This window comes from Afifella sp. H1R, from assembly GCF_021462425.1.
Taxonomy (GTDB): domain Bacteria; phylum Pseudomonadota; class Alphaproteobacteria; order Rhizobiales; family Afifellaceae; genus Afifella; species Afifella aestuarii.
This window is the reverse complement of the sequence record NZ_JAKEDY010000001.1, coordinates 1,856,432-1,867,047: the sequence shown is the minus strand read 5'-3', so window position 1 is coordinate 1,867,047 and position 10,616 is coordinate 1,856,432. Positions and strand designations below refer to the sequence as shown.

The 10,616-nt window shown below is 64.3% G+C and carries 12 protein-coding genes; 11 read left to right on the top strand and 1 reads right to left on the bottom strand.

Annotated features, from left to right (window positions below; genetic code table 11):
* The first annotated feature begins 3 nt into the window (after positions 1-3).
* Entirely contained in the window at positions 4-1,272 is a 1,269-nt protein-coding gene (locus L0F51_RS08920) for a glycerophosphodiester phosphodiesterase family protein (protein ID WP_234628838.1), read from the top strand.
* Between the two features lie 37 nt (positions 1,273-1,309).
* Here the strand turns inward: L0F51_RS08920 and phnF are convergent, their stop codons facing one another.
* Positions 1,310-2,059 carry a phosphonate metabolism transcriptional regulator PhnF gene (phnF, locus tag L0F51_RS08915; RefSeq protein WP_234628837.1) on the bottom strand — a complete coding sequence of 250 codons (750 nt, stop codon included), beginning with the start codon at positions 2,057-2,059 and terminating at the stop codon, positions 1,310-1,312.
* 107 nt (positions 2,060-2,166) lie between these two features.
* Between phnF and phnG the strand changes: the two genes are divergently transcribed.
* The 10 genes from phnG to phnE all read left to right on the top strand — a co-directional run bounded on the left by phnG (position 2,167) and on the right by phnE (position 10,605).
* Positions 2,167-2,679, top strand: coding sequence for a phosphonate C-P lyase system protein PhnG (phnG, locus tag L0F51_RS08910; RefSeq protein ID WP_234628836.1), 513 nt, complete (start codon positions 2,167-2,169; stop codon positions 2,677-2,679).
* A complete protein-coding gene (gene phnH, locus L0F51_RS08905) occupies positions 2,679-3,278 on the top strand; it encodes a phosphonate C-P lyase system protein PhnH (protein ID WP_234628835.1) in 600 nt (199 codons plus the stop codon). The genes phnG and phnH overlap by 1 nt, the downstream gene beginning before the upstream one ends.
* Positions 3,278-4,390 carry a carbon-phosphorus lyase complex subunit PhnI gene (locus tag L0F51_RS08900; RefSeq protein WP_234628834.1) on the top strand — a complete coding sequence of 371 codons (1,113 nt, stop codon included), beginning with the start codon at positions 3,278-3,280 and terminating at the stop codon, positions 4,388-4,390. The genes phnH and L0F51_RS08900 overlap by 1 nt, the downstream gene beginning before the upstream one ends.
* Positions 4,391-4,649: 259 nt before the next feature.
* Complete coding sequence (locus L0F51_RS08895) at positions 4,650-5,543, top strand: alpha-D-ribose 1-methylphosphonate 5-phosphate C-P-lyase PhnJ (RefSeq protein WP_234628833.1); 894 nt, start codon at positions 4,650-4,652, stop codon at positions 5,541-5,543.
* An 8-nt stretch (positions 5,544-5,551) separates the two neighbouring features.
* The gene (phnK, locus tag L0F51_RS08890) at positions 5,552-6,328 is read left to right on the top strand and encodes a phosphonate C-P lyase system protein PhnK (protein ID WP_234629385.1); all 777 of its coding nucleotides are present in this window, start codon (positions 5,552-5,554) and stop codon (positions 6,326-6,328) included.
* A gap of 3 nt (positions 6,329-6,331) precedes the next feature.
* Positions 6,332-7,036 carry a phosphonate C-P lyase system protein PhnL gene (gene phnL, locus L0F51_RS08885; protein ID WP_234628832.1) on the top strand — a complete coding sequence of 235 codons (705 nt, stop codon included), beginning with the start codon at positions 6,332-6,334 and terminating at the stop codon, positions 7,034-7,036.
* A complete protein-coding gene (locus L0F51_RS08880) occupies positions 7,033-7,656 on the top strand; it encodes a DapH/DapD/GlmU-related protein (protein WP_234628831.1) in 624 nt (207 codons plus the stop codon). Before phnL ends, L0F51_RS08880 begins: the two co-directional genes overlap by 4 nt.
* 133 nt (positions 7,657-7,789) lie before the next feature.
* The gene (gene phnC / locus L0F51_RS08875) at positions 7,790-8,668 is read left to right on the top strand and encodes a phosphonate ABC transporter ATP-binding protein (RefSeq protein WP_234628830.1); all 879 of its coding nucleotides are present in this window, start codon (positions 7,790-7,792) and stop codon (positions 8,666-8,668) included.
* A gap of 56 nt (positions 8,669-8,724) precedes the next feature.
* Positions 8,725-9,732, top strand: coding sequence for a phosphonate ABC transporter substrate-binding protein (gene phnD, locus L0F51_RS08870; RefSeq protein WP_234628829.1), 1,008 nt, complete (start codon positions 8,725-8,727; stop codon positions 9,730-9,732).
* A gap of 63 nt (positions 9,733-9,795) precedes the next feature.
* Entirely contained in the window at positions 9,796-10,605 is an 810-nt protein-coding gene (phnE, locus tag L0F51_RS08865) for a phosphonate ABC transporter, permease protein PhnE (RefSeq protein ID WP_234628828.1), read from the top strand.
* The last annotated feature ends 11 nt before the right edge of the window (positions 10,606-10,616 follow it).

The window sequence follows — 10,616 nt, the reverse complement described above, 5'->3', positions numbered from 1 at the left end:
CCCATGAAGCACGTTCTCGTTCGTTCGGCCTTTGCGGCCGGCGCCCTTTTGGGTGTGGTCTGCGGCTTTGCAGCCGATGCGCTCGCCCAGGATTCCCACCCGCAGGATGCGCGTCCGCAGGCGCAGCTCGGCCCGCGGCCTTTCTATCTCGTCAACGACATAGACGAGGGCGAGCTCAAGGATGCGCTGAAGGCCTGCGAGACTGGGCCGTTCTATCGCACGACTTTTTCCATCGGCCATCGCGGCGCGCCGATGCAGTTTCCCGAACACACCCGCCAGTCCTATCAGGCGGCCGCCGCGATGGGGGCCGGCATCATCGAATGCGACGTCGCCTTCACCAAGGATCGCGAGCTCGTCTGCCGGCATTCGCAATGCGATCTCGCGACGACGACCGATATTCTCGCCCACGACGATCTCGCTGCGAAATGCACGACCCCGTTCAGCCCGGCCTCCGGCGACAAGAAGGCTGAGGTGAAGTGCTGCACGTCCGATCTGACGCTTGCGGAGTTCAAGTCGCTCAAGGGCAAAATGGATGCGGGCAATCCGGATGCGACGAGCGTTGCCGAATTCATGGATGCGACGCCGTCCTGGCGCACCGACCTCTACGCCACGAACGGCGAGTTGATGTCTCACAAGGAATCGATCGCGCTCTTCAAGGATCTCGGGGTCAAGTTCACGCCCGAGCTCAAGGAGCCGAGCGTGGAGATGCCGTTCGAGGGTGAATACACACAGGATGACTACGCCGAGCAGATGATCGACGAATACAAGGAGGCGGGCATCGATCCGAGCGACGTCTATCCGCAATCCTTCCAGCTCCGCGACATTCTCTACTGGATCAAGAACGATCCGGAGTTCGGCAAGCAGGGTGTCTTCCTCGATGATCGTGACGAGACGCTCGAAGGCTTTGATGCCAACAATCCGGAGACGTTCGAGCCGTCGATGCAGGAGCTTGCCGACGAGGGCGTGAAGATCATCGCGCCGCCGAGCCATATGCTCCTCACCCTCGACGAGGCGGGAGAGATCGTGCCGTCGGCCTATGCGAAGGCTGCGAAGGAGGCGGGTCTCCAGATCATCACCTGGTCGCTCGAGCGCTCCGGCACGCTCACCGATGGTGGCGGCTACTACTATCAGTCGGTCAAGGATGCGATCTCGCATCCGGGCGACGAATACGAGGTGATCGACGTGCTCGCCAAGGATGTCGGCGTTATCGGCATGTTCTCCGACTGGCCGGCGACCGTCACCTATTATGCCAATTGCATGGATCTGAAGTAGCCGCCCAACCTCGGGCGCGAACACGGAAAGGGCGCCGTCAGAGGCGCCCTTTGTCGTTGCCGTCCTCTTCGATGACGATTTCCATGCGCTCCGCCGCAAAACTCGTCAGCGACAGATGCAGGGGCGTGCCGTCGGGTTCGACATTGAGCGATTCCGTCACGAGGACGGTCGCCCCGCGCGGCAGAGCGAGTTTCTCGTTTTCGGCGGGCTCTGCAGGTCGCGCACGCACCTTGGTCCAGCGGCGGACATAATCTTCGACCCCGTGATGGGCGAGTGCCCGGGTGATCGATCCCGTTTCGGCATAGACCGCCACGAGATTGGGAAACCGTTCGGCGGAAAACCAGCTCCTTGCCGTTGAGATCGGTACTCCGTCGGCGACGCTCAGGGTTTCGAGCGTGATGAGCGGCGTGCCCTGCGCGAGCTTCAGATGGTCGGCGAGCCAGACGGGCGCGGGCTCGATACGGCTTGCGATCAGGCGGCCGCCGGGCGCCCGCGCCTGACGGCTGACGATCTCGGAAAAGCGCGTGCGCCGCGAGATCGGATAGGCGAGGCGCTCCGAGGTGACGAAGGTGCCGCGGCCCTGATCGGAGCGCACCAGCCCCTCCGCGGCAAGCGCCGCGAGCGCGCGGCGCAGCGTGTGGCGGTTGACGCCAAAACGCTCCGACAAGGCGCTTTCGGAGGGCAGGGCCGTGTCGGCCGGCCAGCGCCCCGACAGTACCTCGCCGCGCAACAGATCGGCGATCTGGCGCCACAACGAAACGCCGGCTCCGCGATGCACATTCTCCATCGTCGTTTTCGTCCCCCGAGCGTCGGACCGTCATCGTTGTGTCAAGCTTGTCTGCCTATTGTATGCTTGTATATAACAATAGACAAGTTGAAGCTCGAGGTTCCGACATGGCAGACACCGCCGGCGCAACTCGCGACCGGAACGCGGCCGCTTCCGAGGACGCGGACCTCGCGACGGAAACACTCAAGCGGCGCCGGGAGGTGCTGTCCGTCCTCGTGCGCGCCCGTGCCGATGAGCTCGACGGGGCCTTGAGAGCGCTTGATCCTTCGCCGGAATTCGAGGTGCTGAGGTCTCCGGAATTCGGTCTCGCCATGACGCGCGGGCGCATCGGCGGTGGTGGCGCTCCCTTCAATCTCGGCGAGGTGACCGTGACGCGGACGGTGGTTCGGCTTGCAAGCGGCGAGGTGGGCTATGGCCATATTCTCGGGCGCGACCGCGAGCGGGCGCATCTCGTCGCCGTCTTCGACGCGCTTTGGCAAAGCGAGGCGACACGCGCCTTCGTGGAAGATCGCGTGGTGGCTCCGGTCGCGGCACGAGCCGCCAAGGAGGACCGTCAGGTGCGCGTGAAAACAGCGGCCACTCGGGTGAATTTCTTCACCATGGTGCGGGGAGAAAACTGATGGCAGACGCGCTTGGCGGTGGTTTCAAGGACCCGGTCTTCGCTTCGCAGGCGGTGTTTCGGCGGCTGCTCGATGCTCTGTCGCGACCTGGCCGTGTCGTCGACATGCCTCGGCTTGTGGCGCCTCCGCCTCCCTTGAAGCCGGCGGCGGCCGCCGTTCTCGCAGCCCTTGCCGATGCGGATACGCCGGTCTTTCTCGACAAGGCGCTGAACGCCAGCGGCGAGGTGCGTGGATGGGTCGGCTTCCACATCGGCGCGCCAATCGTGGTGGTGCCGGCGCGGGCGCTCTTTGCCGTGGTCGCCGATCCCGAAAAAATGCCGGCGCTATCGGAGTTCGGGCTTGGGACCGAGCAATATCCCGATCGCTCGACAACGCTCATCGTGCAGGTCGCCGGCTTCTCCCGCGGTCGCAATCTCTGGCTTTCCGGTCCGGGCATCGAGGACGTGGCGGGCGTGCAGGTCGAGGGTCTTCCGGAAAGGCTCGTCGAAGAATTCCGCTCCAACCGGACGCTCTTTCCTCGCGGCGTCGATCTCGTGCTCGCCGCCCCCTCGGCGATCCTCGGGCTGCCGCGCTCCACTCGGATCATGGGAGAGGCCTAATGTATGTCGCGGTAAAAGGCGGCGAGGCGGCGATCGCCAATGCGCATCGCCTTCTCGCCGAGAAGCGGCGTGGCGATCGGAACGTTCCGTCGCTGACCGTCACGCAGATCCTGGAGCAGCTGTCGCTTGCCGTGGACCGGGTGATGAGCGAGGGCTCGCTCTATGATCGCCGGCTCGCGGCGCTCGCGATCAAGCAGGCGCGGGGCGATCTCGTCGAAGCGATCTTTCTTGTCCGCGCCTATCGCACGACTTTGCCGCGCTTCGGCGCCTCTCGGCCCATCGAAACGGGCGGGATGCTCGTCGAGCGGCGCATCTCGGCGACCTTCAAGGATCTTCCCGGTGGGCAGCTTCTCGGACCGACCTTCGACTACACGCATCGGCTTCTCGATCCCGCCCTCGAGGAGGACGACGCGGTGGAGGAGGCGGCGAGCACCGAGGACGCGGGAACGGAGACGATGCCGCGCGTCACCGACCTCCTCGGTCAGGCCGGGCTGATCGAGCCCGATCCGGATGGCGAAGACGAGCCTGCCGATCTCACGCGCGAGCCCCTGTCGTTTCCGGCCGGCCGCGATCTCCGCCTGCAGGCGCTCGCCCGCGGCGACGAGGGCTTTCTCCTGGCGCTCGGCTATTCGACACAGCGGGGCTTTGCCCGCTCGCATCCCTTCGCGGCCGAAATCCGCATGGGTGAGGTCGATGTCGAGATCGAGGTGCCGGGTCTCGATTTTCCGGTGCCTCTCGGGCGCATCAAGGTGACGGAGTGCCAGATGGTCAATCAGTTCAAGGGCAGTGCCGAAGCGCCGCCGCAATTTACCCGTGGCTACGGCCTCGTCTTCGGACATGCGGAGCGCAAGGCGATGGCGATGGCGCTTTGCGACCGGGCGCTTCGGGCGCGCGAACTCGGCGAAGATCAGACCGCGGCCGCCCAGGACGAGGAATTCGTGCTGTCGCATGCCGACAACGTGCAGGCGACGGGCTTCGTGGAACATCTGAAGCTGCCGCATTACGTCGACTTCCAGGCCGAACTGGAGCTCCTCCGCCGGCTGCGAGCGGAGTTTGAAGCCGGTCGCAGCCCGGCCAAAGACGGGCAGGAAGATCAGGAGGCGGCAGAATGAGAGCGCTCACGACAGTCTTGTCTGGCGCGGTTGCTGCCGCAGAGTCGACGTTACGTGCTCAAGCGTTGCAGCGGGCCACTGTTCTTCTCCCCGGTGGGGAGAAGGTGGCGCCGAAGGCGCCGGATGAGGGGTGGCGGAAACGTCCGGTGCTTGCGGTTGCTGTAGTCTCCACCCCTCACCGCCCGCTGCGCGGGCACCTCTCCCCAGCGGGGAGAGGAAGGGAGCGAGCGGCAGGCGTAGAATGGTCGGAGGTCCAGCGATGACCACGCGGCAAAAGGGCCCCGACACCCCCTACAACTTCGCCTATCTCGACGAGCAGACGAAAAGGATGATCCGCCGCGCCATCCTGAAGGCGGTGGCGATCCCGGGCTATCAGGTGCCGTTTGCGAGCCGCGAAATGCCGATGCCCTATGGCTGGGGCACGGGCGGCGTGCAGGTGACGGCCTCGGTCCTCGGCCCCGACGATGTCCTGAAAGTCATCGACCAGGGTGCTGACGACACCACCAACGCCGTCTCCATCCGCGCCTTTTTCGCCAAGGTCGCCGGCGTCGCCACCACCACGCACACGGCCGATGCGACCATCATCCAGACCCGCCACCGCGTTCCTGAAACGCCGCTCGAAGCCGGGCAGATCCTCGTCTTCCAGGTGCCGATCCCGGAGCCTTTGCGCTTTCTCGAACCCCGCGAGACGGAAACACGCGTCATGCATGCGCTGGAAGAATATGGCCTCATGCACGTCAAGCTCTACGAGGACATCGCCCGCCACGGCCATATCGCCACGACCTATGCCTATCCGGTGAAGGTGGAGGATCGCTACGTCATGGACCCGTCGCCCATTCCGAAATTCGATAATCCCAAACTGACGAATTCACCGGCCCTGCAGCTCTACGGCGCCGGGCGCGAGAAGCGCATCTATGCGATCCCGCCCTTCACCCGCGTCGAAAGCCTCGATTTCGAGGATCATCCCTTCGAGGTACAGCATTTCTCCGAGCCCTGCGGGCTCTGCGGTGCGGAGGGCGTCTATCTCGACGAGGTGATCTTGGACGACAAGGGCGGGCGCATGTTCGTCTGCTCCGACACCGACTTCTGTGAAGGCCGACGTGAAGAAGGGCATCGCGGCCACCTCGCGGGGGCCATGGAGGAGGGCGCATGAGCGTGCTGTTGGATGATGCGCCGCTTCTTTCCGTCGATGGGCTGACGCGCTTTTATGGGCCGCGCATCGGCTGCCGAGACGTCTCCTTTGACCTCTATCCGGGCGAAGTTCTCGCCGTCGTCGGCGAATCCGGCTCCGGGAAGACCACATTGTTGAACTGCGTCTCCGGCCGATTGCCGCTTTCATCAGGCCGCGTCTCTTACCGTATGCGCGACGGTGTCGTGCGCGATCTTGCTGCGCTCGGCGAGGCGGAGCGGCGATTCCTGATGCGCACCGATTGGGGCTTCGTTCATCAAAACCCGGCCGACGGGCTCAGGATGAACGTCTCGGCCGGGGCGAATGTCGGCGAGCGGCTGATGGCGATCGGCGACCGGCATTACGGCAAGATCCGCGGTTCGGCGCGCTCCTGGCTCGAGCGCGTGGAGGTGCCCGCCGACCGCATCGACGACGATCCGCGCGGCTTTTCCGGCGGCATGCGCCAGCGCCTGCAGATCGCCCGCAACCTTGTGACCGCGCCCCGCCTCGTCTTCATGGACGAGCCGACGGGCGGGCTCGACGTCTCCGTGCAGGCGCGGCTTCTCGATCTCATCCGCGCGCTCGTTGCGGATCTCGGCATGGCGGCGCTCGTCGTCACGCACGACCTCGCCGTCGCCCGGCTCCTCTCCCACCGCATCATGGTGATGAAGGCGGGGGAGGTGGTCGAGGAGGGGCTGACGGACCGTGTCCTCGACGATCCGCATGCGCCCTACACGCAGCTTCTCGTCTCTTCGATCCTGCAGGTGTGAGCGATGCAGCCCCGTCTTGAACTCATAGACGTCACCAAGAGCTTCACCATGCATTTGCGCGGCGGCATCCACATTCCGGTCGTCGAAAACGTCTCCTTTACGCTCATGCCCGGCGAATGCGTCGTGCTCGGCGGGCCGTCCGGTGCCGGCAAGAGCTCGATCCTCAAGATGATCTACGGCAATTATTCAACCGATCGCGGCGCGATCCGTGTCGCCGGCGAGGGGGATGTGATCGATATCGCCACGGCCGATCCGCGGCGTGTGCTGGCGGTTCGTCGCGACACGCTCGGCTATGTCAGCCAATTCCTGCGAGTCGTGCCGCGCGTCGCCTCGCGCGATCTCGTCGCCGAGCCGCTCGTGGAGCGCGGCTCTTCCCGCGAGGAGGCGCTCGCCAAGGCCGACGCGCTTCTTGCCCGCCTCAACCTGCCGGAACGGCTCTGGCATCTGCCGCCCGCCACCTTTTCCGGCGGTGAGCAGCAGCGCGTGAACATCGCCCGCGGCTTCATCGCCGGCCATCCACTCCTGCTTCTCGACGAGCCGACGGCTTCGCTCGATGCCAAAAACCGGGATGTGGTGGTTGCCTTGATCGAAGAGGGAAAAGCTGCGGGTCGTAGCTTCCTCGGGATCTTTCATGATGCGGAGATGCGCGCCGCCGTGGCCGATCGTGAGGTCGACGTGACCGCGTTTGCTCCGAAAGCCGCTGCATGACGAAGCTTTCGGAGACGCCGCTCGTTGCGCCAGACGCGGTGGTGACCGACAGCCGGCTCGGGCGCTATACGGCGGTCGGCGCGCGCACGCAGCTCCAGAACTCGTCCCTTGGCGATTATTCCTACATCACCGAGGACGGCAACGTGGCGCGCGCGACGATCGGCAAGTTCTGCTCAATTGCCCAGAACGTGCGGATCAACGCCTCCAACCATCCGATGTGGCGGGCGGGCCAGCACCATTTCACTTATCGCTCGAACGACTACTTCGACGATGCGGAAGCCGATGAGGGGCTTTTCGCCTGGCGCGAGGCGAACGCCATCACGATCGGCAACGATGTCTGGATCGGCCATGGCGCAATCCTCTTGCCGGGCGTGACGGTTGGCGATGGAGCGGTCATTGCGGCCGGCGCCGTCGTCTCCCGTTCTGTCGGCGCCTACGAGATCGCCGGTGGCGTGCCGGCGCGGGTCATCAAGCGGCGATTTCCCGAAGAGATTGCGGAGCGCCTTCAGAAGCTTGCCTGGTGGGACTGGCCGCATGCCTGCCTTCGCGCGGCGCTGGCGGATTTCCGGGCGCTTTCGGTCGAGAAGTTTCTCGTAAAGTACGAAGAAAAGGCCGTCTGATCAGTTGCTTGCGTGACCTCTCCCGAGGCTTTTCCGGCGACTTCGAAATGTCATGAAAGCGAAATCGAAGCGATAAGGTCGGCTGTTAGGGAACGGTTATCGATAAGCCCGGCAGGCCGGGCAGGTGAGGCCGATGCCCGTAACCGCTCCTTCGAATGTTCCTGCAGTTCGTGTCGAAAAGCTGTCGAAGCGCTACGGCAAGACGCTCGCCTTGCGCAATGTCAGTGTCGATGTCGCGCCGGGCGAGATGGTGGCGCTGATCGGCGCCTCCGGCTCCGGCAAATCGACGCTCATCCGCCATATCGCCGGTCTGGAGCGCGGCAGCGGCGACGAATGCCGCGTGACGGTGCTCGACCGCATCATGCAGGTGGACGGCCGTCTGTCGCACGATGCGCGCCGCATCCGGCGTGAGATCGGCGTCATCTTTCAGCAGTTCAATCTGGTCGGGCGCCTGTCGGTCCTGACCAATGTGCTCGTCGGCTGCCTCGGTAGCGTGCCGGCCTGGCGCGGAACGCTCGGCCTTTTCACGCGGGGCGAGCAGGAGAAGGCGATGCAGGCGCTTTCCCGTGTCGGCATTGCCGAGACGGTGCGGCAACGCTCGTCGACGCTCTCCGGCGGGCAGCAGCAGCGTGCGGCGATCGCGCGCGCGCTCGTCCAGGGGGCCAAGGTCATCCTTGCCGACGAGCCAATCGCCTCTCTCGATCCCGCCTCCGCGCGTCGGGTGATGGAGGCGCTCGGTGAGATCAACCGTGCGGACGGCATCACCGTCGTCGTCTCCCTGCATCAGGTGGAATATGCGCGCCTTTATTGTCCGCGCACCCTGGCTTTGCGCGACGGTGAGGTCGCTTTCGACGGCCCCTCCGCAGCCCTGACCGACGATTTCCTGCGCGAGATTTACGGCGATGCGAGCGAGGAACTCGTGCTGCCGGGCGCGCCACCCGAACGGTCGCAGCCAGCGAAACGCCCCGAGCCCGCCGTCGCCAAGATGGCCCGCGAATTGGCTGTGACTTGATCCGCCACGAGGCGGTGAATTCCCGCCCCCGCGGCGGAGCAATCGAGGAGTGAGACATGAATCGACTGACGAAAGGTATTGCCGCCGCCGCCCTCCTGGCTGCGTTCGGCACATCCGGCGCGTTTGCGCAGGATCAGCAGGAACTGAACTTCGGCATCATCTCGACGGAATCGAGCCAGAACCTGAAGACGGTCTGGGATCCGTTCCTTGAGGAGATGTCCGAGCAGACGGGCCTCAAGGTGAACGCCTTCTTCGCCTCCGATTATGCCGGCGTCATCGAAGGCATGCGTTTCGGCAAGGTCGATGTCGCCTGGTACGGCAACAAGTCCGCGATGGAGGCCGTCGATCGCGCCAATGGCGAGATCTTCGCGCAGACCGTCGATGTGGAAGGCAATCCCGGCTACTGGTCGGTGCTGATCACGCAAGCCGACAACGACAAGATCAATTCGCTCGACGACGTCTTGAAATGCGACAAGTCGCTGGATTTCGGCATCGGAGATCCGAACTCCACCTCCGGCTTCCTCGTACCGACCACGTTCATCTTCGCCAAGAACAGCGTGACGCCGCAGGATTGCTTCAAGACAGTGCGCAACGCCAATCATGAGGCGAACGCCATGGCGACGGCCAACGGTCAGGTCGACGTCGCCGCCAACAACACGGAAAACCTCCGCCGCCTGGAAGTGACGGCGCCGGAAGCGCGCAAGAAGATCAAAGTGATCTGGCAGTCGCCGCTGATCCCGTCCGATCCGCTCGTCTGGCGCAAGGATCTCGACGAGGAGACCAAGCGCAAAGTCTACACCTTCATCATGAGCTACGGCCGCCTCGGCAAGCCCGAAGAGGTCGCCGGAGCGCGTGAAGTCCTCGAGGGTCTTGGCTGGGCGCCGTTCAAGCCGTCTTCCGATGCGCAGCTCTACCCGATCCGCATCATGGAAATCACCAAGCAGGAAGCGAAGATCGAAGCGGCCGACACGATGTCGGACGATGAGAAGAAGAGCGACCTCGAAAAGCTCGATTCCGAGAAGGCCGAGATCGAAAAGCTGATGGACAAGGTTCCGCAGGCCTGAGGCTGCAACCCTTGTTGATTTGGCGCCGGACCCGAGGTCCGGCGCTTTTCACTGGAGAGACGAATGGCGGTTGCCACACAGGCTGAGAAGAAAATTCCGGTTCCTCCGCGCGGCTTTACCCAGCGGCTCTATGGCACCATCGTCTGGGGCGGCATCGCGCTGGTGCTGATCTGGAGCTGGGGACCGGCCGAGATGGTGCGCTTCCTCAACCTCTTCACCGATGCCGGCAATATGGCCGACTACGCCGGCGGCTTTCTCTCACCGAACTTCCGGGACTGGCATTATTACGTCGAGGAGATGATCCTCACCGTGCAGATCGCTGTCTGGGGCACGGTGCTGGCGATCGTCTTCGGGATTCCCTTCGCGCTTCTGTCGTCGTCGAACCTCGCGCCGATCTGGATCGTGCAGCCGGTGCGTCGCCTGATGGATGCGACCCGCGCCATCAACGAGCTCGTCTTTGCCGTTCTCTTCGTCACCGCGGTCGGGCTCGGCCCTTTCGCCGGGGTGATGGCGCTTTTCGTGCATAATACAGGTATTATCGCGAAGCTCTTCTCGGAGGCGGTGGAGGCGATCGATCCAAGGCCCGTCGAGGGCATCCGCGCCACCGGCGCGACGCGCCTGCAGGAGATTGTCTTCGGCGTTGTGCCGCAAGTCGCCCCTTTGTGGATCTCGTTTTCTCTCTATCGCTTCGAGACGAATGTGCGTCAGGCGACGGTTCTCGGCATCGTCGGGGCGGGTGGTATCGGCCAGGTGCTGTTTGAATCGATCCGCTCTTTCCTCTACGCCGAGACAGCGGCGATCATCCTGATCGTCATCGTCACCGTCTCCATCGTGGACATCCTTTCGGCACAATTGCGCAAAGTGGTGATCTGAGGAGACACCAA

Excerpts from the sequence above, each read along its gene's own strand:
- phnG (WP_234628836.1), top strand. The coding sequence starts at position 2,167 with ATGGCAGACACCGCCGGCGCAACTCGCGACCGGAACGCGGCCGCTTCC.
- L0F51_RS08895 (WP_234628833.1), top strand. The coding sequence starts at position 4,650 with ATGACCACGCGGCAAAAGGGCCCCGACACCCCCTACAACTTCGCCTAT.
- L0F51_RS08920 (WP_234628838.1), top strand. The coding sequence starts at position 4 with ATGAAGCACGTTCTCGTTCGTTCGGCCTTTGCGGCCGGCGCCCTTTTG.
- L0F51_RS08880 (WP_234628831.1), top strand. The coding sequence starts at position 7,033 with ATGACGAAGCTTTCGGAGACGCCGCTCGTTGCGCCAGACGCGGTGGTG.
- phnD (WP_234628829.1), top strand. The coding sequence starts at position 8,725 with ATGAATCGACTGACGAAAGGTATTGCCGCCGCCGCCCTCCTGGCTGCG.
- phnH (WP_234628835.1), top strand. The coding sequence starts at position 2,679 with ATGGCAGACGCGCTTGGCGGTGGTTTCAAGGACCCGGTCTTCGCTTCG.
- phnL (WP_234628832.1), top strand. The coding sequence starts at position 6,332 with ATGCAGCCCCGTCTTGAACTCATAGACGTCACCAAGAGCTTCACCATG.
- L0F51_RS08900 (WP_234628834.1), top strand. The coding sequence starts at position 3,278 with ATGTATGTCGCGGTAAAAGGCGGCGAGGCGGCGATCGCCAATGCGCAT.
- phnE (WP_234628828.1), top strand. The coding sequence starts at position 9,796 with ATGGCGGTTGCCACACAGGCTGAGAAGAAAATTCCGGTTCCTCCGCGC.
- phnF (WP_234628837.1), bottom strand. The coding sequence starts at position 2,059 with ATGGAGAATGTGCATCGCGGAGCCGGCGTTTCGTTGTGGCGCCAGATC.
- phnC (WP_234628830.1), top strand. The coding sequence starts at position 7,790 with ATGCCCGTAACCGCTCCTTCGAATGTTCCTGCAGTTCGTGTCGAAAAG.